A 20,382-nucleotide genomic window follows, 5' to 3' on the forward strand; every position below is an offset into this window, starting at 1 on the left:
CTCAGCTCACTTCCTCAAAGTCGAAGGCGCCTTGCTGGGTGGAATTCCCCGCGACTGAGCGGGAAGCCTCGACAATCTCGGGCCACGATGTTGCCAGAGTATTGAAGGAAATCGCGTCCTTTGTCCAACCGCTCTTCTCTGCCACCGAATAGAGCAGGAATGCCAGCTCCTTGAGGAGGTCAGCGTCGACCGCGTTGTCAGAGCGGCTCAGGGCGGAGGCCAGAAAAGCTCCAGCAGCGACGACTCCCTCACCGTCCAGCACTCGAATGAGGTGGTGAAGGGCCTCCCAGCAGCCGGTGTGAGAATCGCTAACGACATCGTATTCTCCCTCCAGGCTGGTCGGTTTCAGGAGCTCGACCTTGCCCCCCAGACTCGTTAGGATCCCCTCTCGGGCCATCGTCTCGACGGAGGTGTTTCGGGCGCGTGCGAGGCTGTCTGCATCTCCGAATCTGCCCGGAACGTAACCGTGTTGGCGATACCACGCGATCGCGAAGCGAGTTGTCGAGTCGAAATCGCCTTCTTGCTCGTTGAGCACTTCGTCGAGGACAGAATTGATGCTGACGAGGGCGGAACGAACAGTCATCGATGTCCCGTCGGCTTCCAGTACTCGGGAGTATCTTGTGAAGGTGCTCATCCCGGGTCCGATGGCGGCCTGTGGCAGGTCGACGGGCGCGATGGCGCTCTGCTGAAGGTTCCGCAAGTTATGCGGCAATTCTTTACGAAGTGCACGTAGAAATTCTGCACGCGACGTTGTGGAGGCTTCATGATCCTGGCGTCTGCAAGAGATAACGACGGAGGAAGCGAGCGAATTGCGTCCCAGCTCTCTCAAGCCACCCGCTTGTTCAGTACGCATGGGCCAAGTCGCGTCGATAGACCATCCCTCGTCAACCAGCGCCTGCAGGAAGGCATCCCAGCCGGTCGAAGCGGTGCCGCTCGATGACTGATCAGACTGTTTGAAGGCATAGAAGATGGTCATCGGAAAATTGGTGCTGTGGGCCCCGGCAATTCTTTCGAAGACCTCGCTCATCCCCTGTTCGAAAAACTTCCTGGCAATGGCCTTGCTCCCGTGGCGCACGTGGTCCGCGACGAGCTCCTCGGATTTCGGCGAGAGCATCGTCTGGAATACGCCCGGGAGTGTATCGCCGAGAACACGGCGATGCCACACGAGAAAGAAGTCGGAAAGGTCTGCATATGGGACGTTGTCGTAGTAAGGAGGGTCGGTGCAGACAACAAGCTCGTCCGCAGAGAAATCCAGCGTCTGAGCGGGCGATTGAGTGACTCGGCCGACGCCGGCCGGGATAGCGGCAATTGCTTTTCGCAGAAAGTCAATCTGGCCTGAGTAGCTACCGGAGGCGCCGCCAAATGGGTTTGCCTCCGCAAAGAGCCAAGTCATGGAGTAGGCCTGGCGGGCGAACACTTGCTCGACTGTCCCGCGAGTAGCGTGCCATATGCACAACGAAGACTGACGGTTGACGAGACGGGCCAAGCCTATGGACAGCAGGATCTTTAGTGCGTCGGCGTAAGCTGACGCTCCGGAGCCGCCCGCCGCGTATGAGACGTCGTCCGAGGGTAGGCCAAACTCGGCAGCCTCCTCCCGAAGTTCGTCATATAGTCTGTCGATTTCCTCGACGAAGGTTACCAATGTCCGCAGTTGCCTTGGCAGGAAGAGGTGTTCGAAACGCGTCATCCCATACCTCGGTGGCGCCATGTATTGCGAGTGCGTGGACAACTCAGCACTTAGCCAGGGGGCGCTCGGCACTTCGACGTCAGCAACAGCTCGATCGTTATCCGTCGCAGCTCGAAACCGCCTCGATTTTCCGTGCATTTCTTGCAGCGCTAGCAAGCGGGTGCCCAGCCGGCCTGCGCAGGCTTCCGTTTTCACGTACGAGTTTGCAAAGGACCCCCCGCACGCTGGACAGGTGCCGGACATCCGACTCATTGAGCCCGACGGTTCGTTTTCAGCCCCTTCGACGATTTCAACATCAAACGTTTTTGAGATTGGGTTCGGCGCGGGACGCATATAGACATGCCTCCCCTTCCTACCCTCCAGTGTCCAGGAACCCACCAGCGGGACTTCCCATTCACAGGCTGGGTTTGGGCACTGAACTGTGCGGGCCCAGAAGTAAACCAGTGGGACTGCATTCAGCTCGGACTGAGGATAGGACGACGTCAGCCTGGCTTGCACTCGAGCCTCCAGGACTCGAGAGTAGTGCGCGAGGTCCTGAGCCATTGCATCGGAAGGATTCTCTGCCAGCCCACCAGCAACGGGGGCGGCCAGCCGGAAACGATCAACAAGTCGAAGAAGCACCTCGTTCATGAGAACGGGAAGGGGGTTGAGGTCGTTTGCCCACGCAACTAGTCCCAGACGCTTTGCCTCAAACGGGATAGTGCCTCCGCCGGCGAAGGGGTCCAGGATCGTGGGCGGAGTTCCGCCCGTTGACTTTAGGATTTCAGCGCGCGCCTCACTAATGAGGCTTTGATCGTGAAGATTTTCCCACACCACGAGGCGTTCGATGATTCCGTGCAGCCGCTCGCGTTCAGCCTTCTGAGCTTGTTCACTGGGGAATTGCTCCGGGTTAGAGGATGGGTCGTCGACCAGCTGGGCGAAGAGGACGGCGCGTGCTGCTGCGAGCGGCCGGCGCGCCCACCAGAGGTGCAAGGTCGACGGGTGTCCGTGACGAATCGATTTCTCTCGGGCGGACTCCCGGTTGATCACCTCGAGCGGCAGCGCAACCTCGATGAGCTTGCGCTTTGGTGCTACAGACATTCGTATCCTTGCGTGAACAGACGTGAATCGGGGACCGTACGCCCGATTGGCGTGAATCTGGATTGGCTTGAACAGTCTAGTGGTGCAGAGTGAAAACAGGCTTCCGCAGGACCCGCTGGAGCAGCATCAGAAGGGCACCTTGCCCTTGGCCCATGACTTGCCCCAGTCACCGCGAACGCCCATAGCGTCGAAGCCGCCCAGTTCCACGTTGGCGAAGGGGTTGCCGAGATACCTAACCTCATCGAATTCCGGGCCACGGAGATCGACGCGAACTAGAGCCAATCGGTAACGCGGCACAGCGTTTTTGCCGGTGAGGACTTCATTGTGGGTCACGAAATAGTCGGTGGAACCGTCGATTCTCGCCTTAACCTCGAGGCGGAGCGGTTCGCCTCCCGGAACCTCGGAGAGGATATCGAAACCAGGGTTGTTGAAGGCCTGCTCGATGGGGTTGCGTCCGAGGGCTCGTTCGGAGGCCATGACCAGGTCGACGCCTCGCCGTTCCACAGCTTTTGTCTCGACGGCGTGAGCGGGAGAGGATTCAGGAAGCTCGTCCTTGACGTAGTCGAGAGGGAGGACAAGGGCAGCCGTCAGAACGCGCGGGGGGCGGGTCGAAAGATGCGTCTGCTGGTCCAGCTGTGCCAGGCGAGCGTTTAGGCGGGCATCGAGTTCGGCTGCCTTTCGGCCGAGGCTGTCCGAGCTCTCCTTCGGCTTTTGGCCTCGCGATTCCAGATCCTGAGCGACGATTGAGTCGGCGAACAATCGGTTGATCTCAGTGTCGAGACGGCTCCTGACCTGCGCCCGAGTGCGGGCAAGCTCAGCAACCCGACGGGGCTGTACCTCGGCCAAATAGCCCGGCAGCTCATGGGCGATGATCCAGCTAGTAGCCTTAGCCTCGGCACCGGCAAGCCAAGGTAAGCCGCGAGAGTCTGCCGTCGCGACCGAATCCGGGGCTGCCACGCAATCGAGGTAGGGAGCTGGGCCCGCGGGGCTGACAGACCCCAATTGGTCTACGTAGGCGTAGCCGAAGCGCCGGGCCACCGAAACGTTCGCGCCGTCGACGACTTCTTGGATGACCCCCACTAGAACTTGAGGTTCGGTGATAGTTGCTGAAACTAGAACGGTTCCCCGCGCCAAGCTAGAAGACCAGCGGGCGATGACCTCATCAGCCACGGCGTCGTGGAGGGGATGACCCGGAGCGAGTAGGTCGGCGGGGGTCTCGCCATCTAGATGGATTCTATCGAGGGCGAAAGTCACGCGCTCGTACCGAGTGGCAATGGGACCGTGCTTGCTGTGGCGCAGCAGTTCCGGCACGTTGCTAATCTCGAAACGATCCTTCTCCCGTTTTGAGATCCTTCCGCCGAGCCGCGCGAAGGCTGTCCGGAAGGCACTCTCGATGTAGTGAGGCTGCAGGCGCCTTGCCCGGGCTTCGTCCATCTGTCGACGAAGCTCGGCAAGGTCCGCATCTGCCAGCGAATCGCTAACGAGAGCCCGCTCCTCTAGAAGTTCCTTGAGCCCTTCGGCCACGCTCGCGTCGATGACTTGGTGCATTCTGGCGCGGACCTCGGGCTGCTCTCCGTAGCGGATGGCTTCAATCAGTAGATCGCGGAGCGGTATTTCTTCGAACGCGGAGCCCAAGACGTCGAAGACTTTGCCACCATATGCCTTGCGCTGCTCCTCAATCTTTTCGAGAAGCCGGCCAAAGACCTCACCTTCCCGAGTGTTGCTCGCGACGAGGTTCCATAGCCGGCAGACCTCAGTTTGGCCAATACGGTGTATCCGGCCGAAGCGCTGCTCGATTCGGTTCGGATTCCAGGGGAGGTCGTAATTGACCATTAGATGAGCGACTTGCAGGTTCAGGCCTTCGCCCGCAGCGTCAGTCGCGAGCAGTACGTGGCAATCCGGATTTTTGGTGAATTCCTCGGTGATTCGGCGCCGATCATTGCGCCGAACGCCGCCGTGGATTGCCAGCACTGCCTGAGGCTTGCCAAGAAGGCTGCTGATTCGGGCGCTCAGGTAGTCCAGGGTGTCGCGATGCTCAGTGAAGATGATGAGCTTGCGCGGCTTGCCGTCGGCCCGCGCTACAAGGGCGTTATCCTCGAGGATGGTCCGCAGCTGTACCCATTTCCGGTCGGTGCCGAGGTTACGAACTTGCTGAGCCACCTTGGCCAATGAAGCAAGCTCGAAAAGCTCGGCTTCGAGTTCCTGCACCGTTCGGGCTGAAGTGGCGGCATCGACAAGTTCCTCTTCGATCTCCTCAATCTCGCCGGCGGAGTACTCGTCTGGGTCCGACAACCCGTTCAGATCGCGGACAAGGACGTCTTCGTCGCGAGTGGCGCCATTGAGGATGTCCTGTTTGCGGCGCTCCAGGCGTTCTGAGCGCCGGACCAGAGACCTATAGATAGCCTCTGGGCTGGAAGCCAACCTGCGCTGCAGGACTGTGAGGGCGAAGCCGACTGTATTGCGGCGCTTGCCGTCGAGGTTTGCTGCCCGATTCATTCCTTCCCGGACGTAGGTGGTGACCTGTTCGTAGAGGTCCTGTTCGATTGCGGTCAGCTCGTAAGGGACTGTCTCGGCGATGCGCTCGGGGAAGAGGGGTTTGCCCTCGAACGTGAGCAGATCCTCTTTAACCATGCGTCGCATGATGCCTGAGGTGTCGGCCCCGTGGACTTCTTTCCGGAACCTCCCCTCGTACCGGTCGCGGTCCAGCAGCGTGAGGAATAGCTGGAAATCTTCCTCTTTGCCCGAGTGCGGGGTGGCTGTCATCAGGAGTAGATGGCGCGTGACACTCCCGAGTAGTTCGCCCAGCTGGAAGCGTTTGGTCTTCTCGAGCTTGCCGCCGAAGTAGTGCGCGCCCATGCGATGCGCCTCGTCGACGACGACCAGGTCCCACTCTGATTCTTGCAGCTGGATTTGCAGGTCCTCGCTCCGGGCCAGCTGGTCCATGCGGGCGATCATTAGGGGGTGGCCATCGAAAACCGAGCGGCCGAGGCTCGCGTCGGCCAGGGGCCCGGAGAGTAGATCGAAGCGGAGACCGAACTTGTAGAAAAGTTCGTCCTGCCACTGTTCCACGAGGCCACCGGGGGCCACGATGAGGCAGCGTTTGATGTCATCCCGGAGGATGAGTTCCTTTATGTAGAGCCCGGCCATGATGGTCTTGCCGGCTCCGGGGTCGTCCGCAAGGAGGAACCGAAGGGGCGTCCGGGGCAGAAGCTCACCATAGACGGCGCGGATCTGGTGGGGCAGCGGCTGCACATCGCTGGTGGCCACGGCGAGCATGGGGTCGAAAAGTCCCGCCAACTTGATTCGTTGAGCCTCGGCTGCCAGCTTGAAGTCAGCCGCTGGGGCATCGAACGGGCGGCTGCCACTCCGGGCCACTCCAAGGGCTGCCTCGTCTGCGCGATAGAGCACCCGTTGCCCTAGCTCGCCGGCATGAGTCTTGTAGGTGATCTCGAGGGCCATATCCCCGTGCCATTGCAGCGCGACCACGCCCACGGCAGCGGACGGCACGACGCCCGTTATGTGTGCTCCCGGCGACAACTCCTCGAGCTTCATGCTCCCCCTCATATCCATCTCAGCCCTCTTACCATAGGGGATGGAAGGGCTAGGTACGTTCCCCGGCGGCGTTTCTCCGCCGTCGTTCAGCGAAGAGTGATTGCCTCGTCGAGGGACTCCCGCCTTGCCAGTGCTGTGGTCAAGGCCGCGGGGAAGGCAATCTCTGGATGGGCGCGGTAGGTGTAACGCTGCCAGCGCGAGGGGTGGCGAGGGGCCCCGCCAACCCACCACACCGGAAGGCTTCGTCTACCGATCTCAGACTCGAGCCACTCCACTTGCTCGACATGGTGTTTGGCGGCCGCCCCCGTAGGCTTGCTGATCCCGTAAGCAAGAAGGACCGCCGACGCATTATCGATAGCTTGCGATAGGTTCGCGCGAGCCTCTAGCCAGCCATCGGCGGAAGTCCCTGCTTCAGCGACTCCGCTGGTTCGGTACGTGGGCAAGCTGAAGAGGTTGGCGATTTCATAGTGATCGAAGTCCAGGATCAGACGTGCTTGTTCAGCGCGGGCTAGGGTCCGCTGACCACTGGTTGTTGGGGGGTTGCTGGCTACGACCAGGAGAGTCTGGGGAAGGGCAGGACGGGACTCGGGAACTTCAGAATGCATAGCAACAAAGGTAGTGGAAGCTTTGCCGGTCCCGGTGTCTGTGCCTGACGCGTAACGGACTTGGAACCAGGACCATATTTGTCGTGGGTAGAGGCTACATTGAGATTTCTCACATTGCAGGGCCACGGGGGCCTTCATCCAAGGGGCGAAATTGAGCATAGACACCGAAGCCCGGAACCTCGCGTACGAGGAAGAGCTGGCTGCTGAGCAGGAGTACTTCGACGCGGCGCGAGAGGCCGGGGTCGCCGCCTTTGCGGAAAAGAGTAGAAACGGCTTTGTGCCCACCAACGAGGTCGAGCAGCTAGCGTGGCTCAACTTCAAGGCGAAGTCGCAGACTGACAGCTTGGCCAAGTCCGTGGCAATTGGCCGGATCGATCCCGAGAACGGGACGGAACTCTACATCGGCAGGCACGCAATCTGGAATAACCACAAGGACTTGTTGGTTGTGAGCTGGAAGTCCGAGGCAGCAGTTCCGTTCTACCGGGCCTCCACTGAAGAGACGTTGGGGTTGGCGCGGAAGCGGACGTTCGAGTGCTCCAGCAACTCAATTCTTCAGTTTGATGATTTCGTATTTGCCGAGCTGTCAGAGGCTTTCCGTGAACTCGGCGGAACAGCGGCTACTGACGACAGTCTTCTCTCCGCACTCGGTGCCGCCAGAAACGGTGAGATGGCCGACATCGTCAAGACCATTCAAGCGGCGCAGGACCGTATCGTGCGTGCCGAGAAGGATCAACTCCTCATCGTGCAGGGAGGGCCCGGAACGGGCAAGACAGCCGTCGCCTTGCACCGCATTTCTTGGCTGCTGTACACCTACCAAGGGCAGCTAGCTCCTAGCGATGTCCTTGTGATTGGGCCGAATCCGACGTTCACCCGGTACATCAAGAAGGTCTTGCCTGATCTCGGCGACAACGACGTTGTGCAACGCTCGCTCCATGACTTTTTGGCGCCGGGCGTGTTGGCGGGCGGACACGATTCACGGGAGGCGGCCACCCTCAAGGGCTCCGGTCGTATGGCAGACGTTATTTCCGCGGCGCTCGACGCCCGCATTACCCTGCCGCGGGAGTCCGTCCGTTTACGCCGGACGCTGTCAGCCTCAGTCGTTACACTTTCGCCGCAAAGCGTCGCGGCGGAGATCGCACGGCTGCGGGTCCAGCCATATGCCACGGGCCGGGCGATGTTGCGTGAACGTCTTCAGGAGATGTCCTCGGCAGTCGTCAAGGGGCTTGGCGGGCTGACGACGGCTGTGCAACTGTCGCGTCAATCCCTGGACTCCGAGTTGGAGCGACTCTGGCCGTCCACTACTGGCCCTCAGCTCATTCAGGAGCTGCTCGGAAGCGCTGTCCAACTGACCGCGGCCGGCAAGGGAATCCTCAATCCCTCTGAGATCCAGGCACTGCACCGGGCGGCCAAGAAGAAACTTTCGGAGGAGAAATGGACTCTCGCTGACCTCGCCCTCATCGATGAAGCCATGGACAGCATCGGTGTCGAGCTTCCGATGTTCGGCCACATCGTGATCGATGAGGCTCAGGATCTCTCTGAGATGCAGCTGCGGGCTGTTAGGCGGCGCTCGCGCAATGGCTCGATGACGGTCGTCGGCGACATTGCCCAGTCGACTGGACCGCATGCTCGTGACTCCTGGGAGACAGTGCTTCAGCAGCTGAGGTCCAGGCTTCCCCACAGGATCGAAGAATTGCAGGAAGGCTACCGCGTTCCGAAGGAGGTCTTTGACGTCGCACGCCCGGTTCTGGCCGTCGCGGCGCCGGCGATCAACGCCCCCCGAATCGTGCGTCGGGCGGACGTCGAGCCAGTCTTTTCAGGATGTCGCCTGGATGGCGTCGCGGTGGAAGTTGCCGCCGTCGCAAGTCACCATAGTGGAAAGGGGCGCTTCGTGGGCGTCGTGGCCCCGGAGGAGCTTTGGCCTCAGCTGCGCCAGCAGTTCAAGGCGGAGGACATGCAGTGGCGGGAGTCGCTTGACGGGGAGCTGAGTCACAACATCAACCTGGTTACGCCTCAAGACTGTAAAGGCCTGGAATTCGACGTGGTTGTGGTGGTCGACCCGGCAGCAATTCTTGCAATGCCTTTGGGGGAGCGTCTTCTGTATATCGCGTTAACCCGAACAACAACGCGACTTGACGTGATTTACCCGGTCGGAACCCTTCCAGAGCTGCTCGGTGGCCCTGATGAGACCACGATCCCGAAACAGCCCACAGAGCCGCGGGTGCCAGAGCAAACCGGCGCCCCGGAGCGGTCCACTGTCGACCATCAGCTTCGGCAGCCAGAAGTGAAGGCTAATGGAACGAATGTGCTGGCTCTTCTTCTGCAGCAGTACAAAGCGCAAGAAGTTAAGGAGTCGGCCAGGACGATCGTCGGCTTCCTCGCGTCAATTTATCAGCCTGAAATGGTGGAGCTGATTCTCCGAGAGTCCAGAGAACTGACCACAGGAAGCCCGCACTATGATGGCGCCTCCGCTCAGGTTGCCGGTTCGACCCCCACCGCTAGCTGAGGAATAAAAGATGCCAATCTCCTATCGTTCAATTCTGAGCGTGTCGCCGTCGTCGTCCCTAATTGAGGACGTTGACAGCGTCGTAGCCGCCTGGCTCGAGAGCAAGCAGCTCTTGCATCCCCTGCAGGCTGGAACATCGATGAATGAGGGCCAGGAAGTCTCGCGGATTGATTGGTCCAATTCCGTCGTAGCAAGCCGGCGTTGGCAGCTGCGAGAACACTGGGACGAACCCAACTGGTTTACGGGAGTTCGCCGGCCTGAGCGGATTGCCGTAACTTCGATCACCGTCGTTCAAGGGCAGGATCAAGCGCGCATCTGGGTGGATATAGACGCGCCTATGCTTCGCTACACCAACAGGTTTGGCGAGGAGATCTCCGAAGCTCAAGAATCCGGGACGCCCCGCGTCATGAAAGCGCTAATCGCAGCTTTCGAGACCAACGATGGCGAGGCCCATCCTTTTTCGGATCCCCTCGTCATTCGAACGTCGAATCATGTCCAAGAGCTGACCGGAGTCCTCGCCGATAACCAAAGGATTGGCTCGTGCCTGGTGTCTTCACCGCCGCAAGGGCTTGCCACCGATCAGTGGGTCGGGATAGTCGCCGACATGACTCGAGGCATCGAAGGTATGGCTACGGCATACGTCGTTGATCCTGAGCGGCTCGCCGAGTTCAATGCACTCGTAGGCGCGGCCCTGTCCATCAGTCCGGGCAGTCTCCGGACACTTCAGCCTGGGGCAAAGCTTGGCCTGCCAGCCGATGCATTCCGACACCGCGTCTTGAGTGCACGGAAGATCAGGGAAACTCCCCTTAAGAAGATTGCTCGAATGCTGCGGAGCGCGGAGGTCCGGAGGCTTGCCGAGCTTCGCTTGCCTCCAATCCTGCGAGATGTCGACTACGGGTTGCTGCGGAGCCAGCGCTACCAGCCGATGCAGACAATTGAAGACCTGCAGGTTGAGACGGCTACAGCCGTGGACGAGCGCGACTTCGACCGCGTCTTGAAGCTGAATGAACTCTTGTCTGCGGAGCTGGAACGCCAGAAACAAGACGCGTTGGATGCCCTTGAGCAGGCCATTAGCCTCATGATCCATGTAGATGACCTCAAAGAGACCATCGAGATCATGGAATTAGAAACGGCAGAAGTCGCCGGCCGCGCTGACGAATCGCAAGACACCGTGGAGGCCCTTCGCCGCAGGCTTATTGGCCTCAAAGCTATTGCCGAGGCCTATGCGCCGCTGGCAGCCGATGAGAAAACCGTCTACCCGGAGAGCTTTGATGACCTCATCGACCGCATCAACGAGTTCGACCGACTCTCCTTTGTCGGCGACCCTGAAAGCGCCCGAGCTCTGGACGACCACCCCAATATGACCGTTGCCGTGCACAAAGCTTGGGACGCCCTCGCCTCGCTGCAGGACTACGCACTGCTGACGTCAGATGGCAGCTGGGATGGCGGGGGTATTTATAGCTACGTCAACGATGGCGGTCACAACGGGCGGTGCAGGCTCTTGGGTTTCCGCCCGACTGAGAGCGAGACGGTGCAGAGCAATCCAAGGATGATCGCCCAGAGAACCGTTTCCGTTCCGTCTGGGGTGCATCCGAGTGGACAGTTGGCGATGACTGCTCATGTCGCCCTCTTGAATGGGCGAGCCGGAGCTCCGCGGATGTACATCTACGACAATGTTGCCGCCGACGGGCGTGTTTATATCGGCTACCTCGGAGAACATTTGCAGACAGCGAGGTACTAACGGAGATGGGTCTGGCAATTGAGAGCACCAATCGTCGGCATGCTGGGTCGTTCACATCGGGAGTTGCGTTGAATGGCATTACTCTGAACTGAGCTAATGGTCGGCACATGTGCCGCAGATGGGGGAACACGATGGGGCTTTCCAACCGCGAGTACGTTGGCCGTGCTCTGGATACCTTGGCAGCCAGCCTTGGTTCCTACATAGTCTCAGTTCTGGAGGGTGTTGCGCCTGGCATTTCCTGGCCCAAGCTCCTGGAGCACAAGGACGCCAGCGCCGGCAGACCGCCGATGACCTACTCGCCCACGGATCTGAGTGTGCAGCTCCGCGTCATGACTGAGTCTCTGGGGTCGCTCGGGTACCCCTTCAAACTTGGCCACGATGACCGTAGCTACACTTCCGAGCTTCGTCAGACCCGCAATCTCTGGGCCCATAATGAGACCTTCGACGACGCTGACACTTACCGCGCGCTGGATACAGCTGGCCGGCTCGCCATGCACCTGGGATTGGACGGCGCGGTGCAGGTGCTCAGCGCCCTGCTCGATGAATACAAGTTGCGCGAGACCTCGGAACGCGCCAGCGAAACTTCCGAGACCGGCGTCGGGAGCGAGGCAGGAGAGAAACCAGATCCACAGCCGCTCGAGCACTCGATGAAGCAGCATCCCGTCAGCGTGGAGATTACCGCAGCCGAGTCGCTCAGTTATGCCATGGTGCACAACGGCTTCAAGTTCGTGCGTCAGGTCAAGATCACGAACCCGGGCACGGAGATCCGCGGCGCTGTGGTCCGCGTGGAGGTCTTTGCCAGCACCGGCAGGATCTCAGAGGACTTCCAGCAGTATGTCGACCTGGCGGCTGGGCAGGCGATCGTCTTAGACGACATCGAAGTGCAAATCTCCGCCACCACGATGTATGAGCTGTCCGACAAGCAGCCGGGCCGGGTAGTCGTCACCGTCGAGTCCGGTGCGGCCAGCTCAGCGGCGACGGAACTCGGCAAGGCCGAAGCGCGTCTTCAACTCCTCCCGGCGCAGCTGTGGATCGCTGGCAGAGGTCTCGTCTCCTACGAATTCCTCGCCGCCTTCGTTCAGCCGCATCACCCGGCAATCGCCAAGCTGGTCTCCGAAGCGGCCGACCTACTGGCAAGCACCACTGGAAGCAGCAGTCTGGACGGTTACACGGACGGTGCCGAGCGGGTGGACGAAATCGTCTTTGCGCTCGCCCAAGCAGCCAGCAAGCGCGACATTCGGTACAGTATGCCGCCCGCCAGTTGGGGCCTCCAGGGCCAACAGGTCCGGACTCCCGCCCAGGTGCTGGAAGACCGCCTAGGCACGTGCCTCGATACGACCATCGTCCTGGCGGCCGCGCTGGAGTTCTGCGGAATTGCACCACTCCTGTGGCTAGTGGACGGGCACGCCTTCCTCGGGTACTGGAGGGAGGAAATGGCGCTTCCCACCGCGGCTTCCGACGACGTCGCCGAACTCGTCAGCCTTGTCCAGCGTGGTTACATCGGCCTTATTGAAACCACCCTGCTGACCGGCAGCCAGACGATCACGATGCCCACGCTCAGGAGTAGCCCGGAATCGAAGTACATCGAGAGGGGGCACGATGAAATCCTGGCAGTCACTGACATCCGCCGCGCCCGCCTTGATGGAATCTACCCTCTGCCCGCACGGACGACTGCTGGTTCCGGAGAGCTGGTCGTCAACAACTACGTTCCGCAGGCCAAAATTGACCCCGTCGTACCTGAGAAGAACGGCACAATTCCCAGGCACGATGGGACCGCGTCAGATGTTCCGCCGCGCGTCACCCAGTGGAAGAACGCGCTGCTTGACCTCAGCCTCAGAAACAGGCTGATCAACTTCACGGACACGGCACGGTTCCCCCTCGCGGTTCCCAGCACGTGGATTGGCGCGTTCGAAGATTTCGTCAGCAATGGCACCCCCATCGGCCTGATTCCGTCCAATCAGATCAGCGCGGTCCACCAGGAACGCGGCATCCGCTTCGGCCGGGACCTTCCGCAGGACGAACTCATCAGCATGCTCAGCTCGAAGAAGACCGTCTTCGCGGAGGTGACCGAGGAGGCCTACAACTCCAAAATGCGCGGACTGGCGTACAAGGCAAAGACCCAGACAGAAGAAACGGGCGCCAACAACCTTTATCTGGCTCTCGGCAGCCTTCTCTGGGAACTCGATGGACGTGCACTCCGCTCGCCGCTAGTGCTCGTCCCTGTTAACCTCACCTCGGCTGGAAAGAATGGGCTGTACCGGGTCACGCTGGACGAGGCCGGGCAGTCAACGCCGAACTACTGCCTGCTGGAGAAGCTTGCCCAGACCCACGGGCTCCGGATTCCCGGTCTGGCCGAACCTGCCGAAGACGGATCTGGCATCGACCTGGACGCTGCTTTCAACGCAGTCAGGGAAGCTGTCTCTGCCAAGGGACTGGCCTTCCGGGTGGAGAACACCGTGGACCTGTCCATGCTGCAGTTCGCGAAATTCCGGCTCTGGAAGGACCTGGACGAGAGCTGGGAGCAGTTCGCGAAGAACGGTCTCGTTGACCACCTCATCAGCAGCCCTACGGAGCTCTTCCACGATCCGATGATGAATGCGGACGAGACTGACCTCGACGCCCTGTCCGCACTGTGTCCCATTCCGGCCGACTCGTCGCAGCTGCAGGCCATCGCCTCAGCAGTTGCTGGCCAGACCTTCGTCCTCGAAGGACCTCCCGGCACGGGAAAGTCCCAGACCATCACCAACCTGCTCACCCGCGCGATCGTGGAAGGTAAGCGTGTCCTGTTCGTCGCCGAGAAGCGCGCCGCCCTGGACGTTGTGCAGAAGCGCCTCGAAGAGGTGGGCATGGGCCCGTTCTCTCTCGACCTTCACGACAAGGGGAGTAAACCAGCCGCCGTCCGCGCCCAGATCAAGCATGCGCTGGAACTGCGTCTGGATTCCGACGCCCAGCAGCTGGACACCGCTTCGACTGACCTCGCCTCCGCGCGTCGCGGCCTCATCCGCTATGCCGGCCGTCTGCACGAGGAAAACGGCGCCCAGCTATCCCTCTACAGTGCGCGGACCAAAGCCTTGACGTTCGATCCAGACGACTCCGCACTCCCGCTGAGTGTGGAATTCACGGCTTCCGCGAATGAGACCGTCCTGGAACCCGTGCGCGCTGTGCTTCGGGAGCTGCCCGAACACACCGACCGGGCGCGCCCCGCCACGACTCACCCGTGGCGGTTCGTCGACTCCGCCGCCAGCGCTGGCGTGGGAGACCAACTTATCGGCGCCGGACAGCGCGTCGACGCCGCGCTGGACTCCGTCCGTTCCGTCGAGGGGCTGCCCGACGTGGTGTCGTCCGCAACCACTCCCTCCGAACTCCGCGTCCTCGCTGCGCTCCTCGAGGACCGCAGCGTCCCGGTCGAGACCCTCGACGTCGTGAGGTCAGGACAGTGGTCCGCTGGGGCGCAGCACTTGGAACAGCTGGTCACTGCCTTCGCAGCAGTGAATCACCCCGGTCTGGAAAAGGTCGGGCCTGAGGCCATGGACCTCTCACTCCAAGAAATCCTCGGACGCGCAGAGCAAGCGGCGGCCAGCGGTTTCTTTGGACGCAAGAAGCGGATGTTGGCCGTAGTCGCGGAACTTGACGCCGTGGTGCACTCGGGAGCGAATGTCCGGCCAAAAGAGCTGGTGCAGCTGCTGCAGAACCTGGTTGCCGCGCAGCAGCAGATCCGAGGGCTTCAGGCCGAAGCTCAGGCCGTTCCGGGTATGGCGGTCCCTCAGGGCTGGAACCCGTTGACTGAGGCCGGCCAGCAAGCGCTGGAGCACCGGCTCGGGTGGCTGCGCTGGGCCGCGCAGGCCGTCCAGCCCAATGCCGGCGACAACATAGTCCCCTTCCAAGCTGCGCTGCGTACGTTCCTCGACGGCGGGCAGCCGGTCCATGAGAACGTGATCGCCTGGCTGTACGAGCTCGCATCAGCGTGGGAAGGCTTCACGGGCCTCCCTGTTGTCGACGAATCCGAGCTCATCCGCTGGCTGGGAAGCAGGGGTTTCCTGAACGCGTGGGGCAGCACACGCGGCGCCCGCGGTCTCGACGCCACAGGGTCCCGCACCCTGGGCCGGTGGCTGGAATTGCTGCGCCATGTGGAGCCTCTGCGTGCCGTGGGCTTACACGGAGTTCGTACCGCAATTCTGGACGGCGAACTTGACGCGGATGACGCCGCCACAGCTTTCGAACGCGGACTGGCCGAAAGCTCCCTGGCAGAACGTAGCCTGGCAACCGGCCTGCAGGATTTCGACGCCCAAGCCCACGAACGGACAATCGAGCGGTTCAGCACCCGGGCCACGCTGGTGCGCGAGCTTCTCAAACGCAACCTTGCCGCCGGCGTCGTGAGCTCACGGCGCGTATCGACGTCGTCGACGTCCGGCCGGATGGGAGAGCTGCAGCGACAGCTGACCAGGCAACGCGGCGGCCTTACCGTGCGCAAGCTGATGGAAAGCTACGCCGACCTCATCACCCAGATCATGCCCTGCACGCTGGTGAGCCCGGACTCCGTCGCTCGCTTCTTCCCGGCACGAGCCGACCTCTTCGACATTGTGGTGTTCGATGAGGCCTCACAGATCCGGGTGGCAGACGCCGTCGGTGCCATGGGCCGCGGCGCCTCGGTGGTGGTCGTGGGAGACAGCAAACAGATGCCCCCGACGTCATTTGCGGAATCGTCCAGTGATTCCCTCGACGAGGTGGAGAGCGAAGTCACCGCCGTCGAGGACATGGAGTCCATTTTGTCCGAATGCGTTGAGGCGCGCGTGCCGCGGCAGTGGCTGTCCTGGCATTACCGCAGCCAGGACGAATCGCTCATCGCGTTCAGCAACCAGCAGTACTACGAGTCCAAGCTGTCGTCCTTCCCCGGGCCCTCTCATGGAGCCCCTGACGCCGGACCGCGCGGTCACGGCGTGAACTTTGTGCGCGTGGACGGCCAGTTCTACCGGTCGGGAACTTCGAAGGTGCTGCGGACCAATCCGGTCGAGGCGAAGGCCGTGGTGGCGGAAGTGCGGCGGCGGTTCGACGGCGGCACTGAGTCCCCGTCCGTGGGTGTGGTGACGTTCAACCTGCAGCAGCGGGCCCTGATCGAAAGCCTCCTGCGAGACACCGAGGACCCTCGCATCATCAAGGCGCTGGACGAAGATCCCGAGGGTCTCTTTGTGAAGAACCTCGAAAACGTCCAGGGCGATGAGCGGGACGTCATCCTCTTCTCAACAGGCTTCAGCAAGAACGACAAGGGCTACCTGCCCCTGAACTTTGGCCCGTTGAACCGGGCAGGCGGCGAACGGCGACTGAATGTGGCTGTGACTCGTGCGCGGCGGCAGGTGATCGTGTTCTCCAGCTTCAGCCCCTCTGAGCTGCGGGCCGAAGAAACAAGCTCCGTCGGAATCAAGCACCTGCGCTCGTACCTGGATCTTGCGGAGCACGGAACCGGCGCGCTGCCCTACGACGGCCGCCGCACCATCGCGGTGGATCTTCACCGTGAGGAAATCGCCGACGCGCTCCGGGACCGCGGGTACGCCGTCGCCACCGACGTCGGGTTGTCCGACTTCAAGGTCGACATCAGCCTGGCTTCGCTGGATGCTCCGGACCGTCCGTCCATGGCCATCCTGCTGGACAGCCCTGCTTGGGCCGCCCGAAGGACTGCGGGGGACCGGGACGGCCTGCCGGGGGATGTTCTTACCCGGATGATGCGATGGCCGTCCGTCCAGCGGGTCTGGCTGCCGGCTTGGATCAGCGACAGCGACGCCGTCCTGGACAAGCTGGAGGTGGCGTTCGCTGAGGCGGGTTCGGGATTGGCTGCTCCAGTTCTGGACAGCTCCATCTGTGAACTTCCGAGCGGGCTGCCACCTGTGGCCTTCTCGACGGCCGGCAGCGTATTCGGCCACGTTTCTGCGGCTGCTCCTGTGCCGTTGCTGGCCTCCGCGGTTGGGGGCTCGAAGATCGCGACCGCCGTCGTCGAGCCGGAACGCTCTGCGTATAAGCCGTGGACAGTCCGGCGGTTTGGCAGCATTGACGTATTGGACAGTCTGCCGTCGCGCAGGGCGGCGGCTTCCGTCCGGGAAGCGATCCGCGCCATCGTGGAGGCCGAGGGGCCTGTCCATCAGGAGCGGTTGGCCAAGCTCGCCTGCGCTGCCTTCAGCCTGAACAAGGTCAACGCCCAACGCGCGAATTCAGTACTGGATGTCTTGGATAAGTCAGTGCACCGCTGCGATGACGACGGCTTCATCTGGGACGCTTCTGTTGACCGGGAGGAGTGGTCTGAGTTCCGGACTAACCGGCAAGAGGTCGATCGGAAGCCGGAACACATCAGCGTGGTGGAGCTTCGCAACGCGATGGTGGACATCGTCCGGCTGTCCGGCGGAATCTCCGTCAGCGAGCTGCACCGGGAGACAATCCGGCTCTTTGGCGGAAAGCGGCGGACTGCAGGTGTCACTGCGAGGCTCAACGAAGGCCTCCAGTATGGCGTGGACACCGAGCGGCTTGAGCTGCGCGGTGATGTGGTGCACTTGACCGGGTAGTACGCTATTTCAGCTGACGCAGACCCTGACTCGGGGGAATGGCAGCGCAACAACCACTGGGAAGGTAAACGATGGAGATTATCAAGGATCTTTTCACGAAGGCTGACTGGAAAGTGCTCTTCGATGCTCTGGTGGAGAATACGACTTCATCCCAGTTGCACTGGAGCCTGGATCTTGACGTTGACGACGAGAAACAAGTTTCGTATTTGGCAGAGCCCAGCAAGGACACATGCGTTTATGTAGTCAAGACTTTGGCCAAGAAGCCAAGTTACGAAATGGGCGCCCAGCAACTGAAGCGCGGACTTTGGGGCGTCCTGAAGAGCGAGGAAGTCGAGGCTGCTGACGACATGGAAATAGCGGAGCTGTTTGATTTGGTCGAGCGCAGAGTCGCCGAACCCGACCTGCAACTCCAGAGCCTCATGAAGGAAGAATTTCTTGTCGACCTCATGGGCGCACTGGAGAGCGGCAAAACCATGGATGACTGACGAGCCTCGACGCTCAGCCGGCGGGAAGGAGTCTTTCCAGCGTCCAGTCCCACCGGATCAGCTCCTGCTCCAGCCGGACGGCCGGGCCAAAGGTGCCATTCCCCAACGCCTGGTAAAGCGCCGACTCCTCGCCGGTCAGCCGCGTCAGGGCAGCCGTGGACGGAGTCGGCTCGCTGCCCCACACGTCCCGGTGCTCCAGTGTTAGCGGCCATGAAAAACTGCCCATAGGCGGCCACGGAACTGCCCGCCCAGCGGGCATTTTTGCTGGCCGCCCGTGGGCACAAACTATTGGCCATTGACAAAGGGATTCCGACAACTGCATCGCGAAGTTAGAGCGGCAGGTAACGGGCAGACGCTCATAGCCTTGCCAAAGAAAAAATTAGCTGACAGCTTCTTGGGGTCAGCGATCCACATCAATGACCCTGCACCCTAGAGTCAGGCCGGCTAGGGGGTCTCTCCAGGCTTCTCAGAGATCAATTCTGGAAGTTCGTTACCTGGTGACCGTTTGCCTTCGATTTGGGCCGCCGCGCGGATCACAACATCGCCGCCTGCCTTTGCGATCCCAACGGGGACGGCCTTAGCAACGGAAGAAACTGCCGACGTCGTGGTTTTGGCGAAATCGGACAGGGACTTCCGCCACGTCTCGCGTTCTAGCTCCCCTTGAAGCAAGCCATCCAGACCGTAGATTTCGGCAAAGGTTCCGATCAGCCGGCTGGCGCTTTCAGCGGAGTTCAACAGCGAGCGACTCTTCTGTGGGCTGCGAACACGGTTGAAGTCGCTGACGTTGGCGGCGGATGTCAGCGCGTCCAACAAAGACTGGAGCCGGCTCACGGCGGCCTGCTCCCGCCTTGCCGCTGATCCTTCTATGGATGCGGCGTGTGCCTGCACCGCTCCTGGATCGCGTTGGCGGAGATGAACCAGCTCAAGCGTTTCGAGGCGCTGCTGATTCGCCTGGCATGCGGCCAGGATGACAAGCCATGAACGCAGTTCTCGGTCTGCAATGGTCTCAGCAGCGCCTGCCTTATCAGCGACTGAGCGAGCATTCATAGATCCAGTAAGGTTCTCGATTTGAGCTAAAGCGTGCGAACTCGCTTGTGCAAGTGCTGTCGCATGACCTGCGACTTGAGACCAGGCAGTGTCCGTGATCTTGCCGGTCTCTTCGTATAGCTCGAATGCGCGGAGGAGTACCTGGGTTAGACCTTGTACGTCGCCGAGTGCCCGTGCTCGATTGTCGTCAAGAAGGCGATCCAGTTTGACGTCCATAGCCTGCGCCAGTTCCTCGAGCTGCGCAACGGCGTTTCGAAGTGCCATCGTTGCGGTCAGGGTCGCAAGGTTGGTCATGACAAGCGGGTTCATGCCGCCCGTCCTGAACTGGGCAAACGAAACTATTTGGCCCTTTGCTCCACGGAGCACTCCGGTGAACACGCCGTCCTGGGAAAGATTGAATTTCGCCAACTCCATGAGCCGCAGGTGGGACTCTGGGGTGAGCTGCACCCAGCTGCCGTCCAAAGCCGACAAGATCGCGCCGAGCCCCGTGGCATTCGCGACCAGATCGGTGGTTCCCCTACCCGCCTTTCGCACCTGGCTGGCGTCAACGTCCAACCGAGAAAGGAGAGTGCTAATTAGGTCCGGGTCCCCTGCCAGAACGGCGGTGCCCCCGGAGACGTGGATCCCGACTTCGCTGCTTGATTCATTCACGTTTGCATTCTGGCACAAGGGTCCGACACTCGGGTCCAACGTTCAGGAAGTGTCGCCGATGTGTCCAGATGATCGAGCGCTTCGCCTGAATGGATACTTACCGAAAACTTGGCCACCGTGGCGGTCATGGTGCGGATCTCCGGCTCTCCGGTATGGCTGTAGCGCTGCGTGAAAACACCTGCTGGCGCCCAGGATGCACGAACCCGGGTGGAGTCCTTGAAGCTGAATTCTTCCAGCAAGCCACCTCTCCTGCTCCGCACGGGTGATGGTCCGGTCCTCGGCGAGGCGTCCTGCCACGTTCTTCTTCCGGCCGTCTCCGGCGAGCGGGTCGTCGCGGTACTGCCGGGTGTCCATCATGTGGAAGTGGCCAGCTGCCCCCCATCTGGATGGTGCAGTAAATCTTCATATCGACGCCGGTCGGCACTGACGACGCCCGCAATGCGGCGGTACGGCGCCGCCGGAACGAATAGGACAGTTGGCTAC

Annotated in this window: 9 protein-coding genes and 1 pseudogene; 4 read left to right on the top strand and 6 right to left on the bottom strand. The window is 61.3% G+C overall.

Features of this window, described 5'->3' with window-relative positions; translation table 11 throughout:
* Window position 1: 1 nt before the first annotated feature.
* Together ABIC21_RS07940 and ABIC21_RS07945 are read right to left on the bottom strand one after the other, a co-directional pair.
* Entirely contained in the window at window positions 2–2,767 is a 2,766-nt protein-coding gene (locus ABIC21_RS07940) for a DUF1156 domain-containing protein (protein ID WP_354349857.1), read from the bottom strand.
* A 126-nt stretch (window positions 2,768–2,893) separates the two neighbouring features.
* Complete coding sequence (locus ABIC21_RS07945; RefSeq protein WP_354349858.1) at window positions 2,894–6,319, bottom strand: helicase-related protein; 3,426 nt, start codon at window positions 6,317–6,319, stop codon at window positions 2,894–2,896.
* A gap of 756 nt (window positions 6,320–7,075) precedes the next feature.
* Between ABIC21_RS07945 and ABIC21_RS07950 the strand changes: the two genes are divergently transcribed.
* The 4 genes from ABIC21_RS07950 to ABIC21_RS07965 all read left to right on the top strand — a co-directional run bounded on the left by ABIC21_RS07950 (window position 7,076) and on the right by ABIC21_RS07965 (window position 18,201).
* Window positions 7,076–9,427 carry a HelD family protein gene (locus ABIC21_RS07950; protein ID WP_354349859.1) on the top strand — a complete coding sequence of 784 codons (2,352 nt, stop codon included), beginning with the start codon at window positions 7,076–7,078 and terminating at the stop codon, window positions 9,425–9,427.
* Window positions 9,428–9,437: 10 nt separating this feature from the next.
* A complete protein-coding gene (locus tag ABIC21_RS07955; protein ID WP_354349860.1) occupies window positions 9,438–11,168 on the top strand; it encodes a hypothetical protein in 1,731 nt (576 codons plus the stop codon).
* A 131-nt stretch (window positions 11,169–11,299) separates the two neighbouring features.
* Entirely contained in the window at window positions 11,300–17,716 is a 6,417-nt protein-coding gene (gene proA, locus ABIC21_RS07960; protein WP_354349861.1) for an anti-phage protein ProA, read from the top strand.
* A gap of 71 nt (window positions 17,717–17,787) precedes the next feature.
* On the top strand, window positions 17,788–18,201 hold the full coding sequence (locus ABIC21_RS07965; protein WP_354349862.1) for a hypothetical protein: 414 nt from the start codon (window positions 17,788–17,790) through the stop codon (window positions 18,199–18,201).
* A 13-nt stretch (window positions 18,202–18,214) separates the two neighbouring features.
* Here ABIC21_RS07965 and ABIC21_RS07970 read toward each other — a convergent pair whose 3' ends face one another.
* The 4 genes and pseudogenes from ABIC21_RS07970 to ABIC21_RS07985 all read right to left on the bottom strand — a co-directional run.
* Window positions 18,215–18,427 carry a Wadjet anti-phage system protein JetD domain-containing protein gene (locus ABIC21_RS07970; RefSeq protein ID WP_354349863.1) on the bottom strand — a complete coding sequence of 71 codons (213 nt, stop codon included), beginning with the start codon at window positions 18,425–18,427 and terminating at the stop codon, window positions 18,215–18,217.
* Between the two features lie 218 nt (window positions 18,428–18,645).
* Window positions 18,646–19,899 carry a hypothetical protein gene (locus ABIC21_RS07975; protein ID WP_354349864.1) on the bottom strand — a complete coding sequence of 418 codons (1,254 nt, stop codon included), beginning with the start codon at window positions 19,897–19,899 and terminating at the stop codon, window positions 18,646–18,648.
* Window positions 19,896–20,138 carry a hypothetical protein gene (locus ABIC21_RS07980; protein ID WP_354349918.1) on the bottom strand — a complete coding sequence of 81 codons (243 nt, stop codon included), beginning with the start codon at window positions 20,136–20,138 and terminating at the stop codon, window positions 19,896–19,898. Before ABIC21_RS07980 ends, ABIC21_RS07975 begins: the two co-directional genes overlap by 4 nt.
* Window positions 20,137–20,362: pseudogene (locus ABIC21_RS07985) on the bottom strand (alkaline phosphatase D family protein); the annotation flags it as partial. The pseudogene ABIC21_RS07985 and the gene ABIC21_RS07980, both read right to left, overlap by 2 nt.
* Window positions 20,363–20,382: the final 20 nt, after the last annotated feature.

Source organism: Pseudarthrobacter sp. PvP090 (assembly GCF_040547365.1).
Taxonomy (GTDB): Bacteria; Actinomycetota; Actinomycetes; order Actinomycetales; family Micrococcaceae; genus Arthrobacter.

Coding starts and splice junctions, on each gene's coding strand:
- ABIC21_RS07940 (WP_354349857.1), bottom strand. CDS start 2,767: ATGTCTGTAGCACCAAAGCGCAAGCTCATCGAGGTTGCGCTGCCGCTC.
- ABIC21_RS07945 (WP_354349858.1), bottom strand. CDS start 6,319: ATGAAGCTCGAGGAGTTGTCGCCGGGAGCACACATAACGGGCGTCGTG.
- ABIC21_RS07955 (WP_354349860.1), top strand. CDS start 9,438: ATGCCAATCTCCTATCGTTCAATTCTGAGCGTGTCGCCGTCGTCGTCC.
- proA (WP_354349861.1), top strand. CDS start 11,300: ATGGGGCTTTCCAACCGCGAGTACGTTGGCCGTGCTCTGGATACCTTG.
- ABIC21_RS07965 (WP_354349862.1), top strand. CDS start 17,788: ATGGAGATTATCAAGGATCTTTTCACGAAGGCTGACTGGAAAGTGCTC.
- ABIC21_RS07970 (WP_354349863.1), bottom strand. CDS start 18,427: ATGGGCAGTTTTTCATGGCCGCTAACACTGGAGCACCGGGACGTGTGG.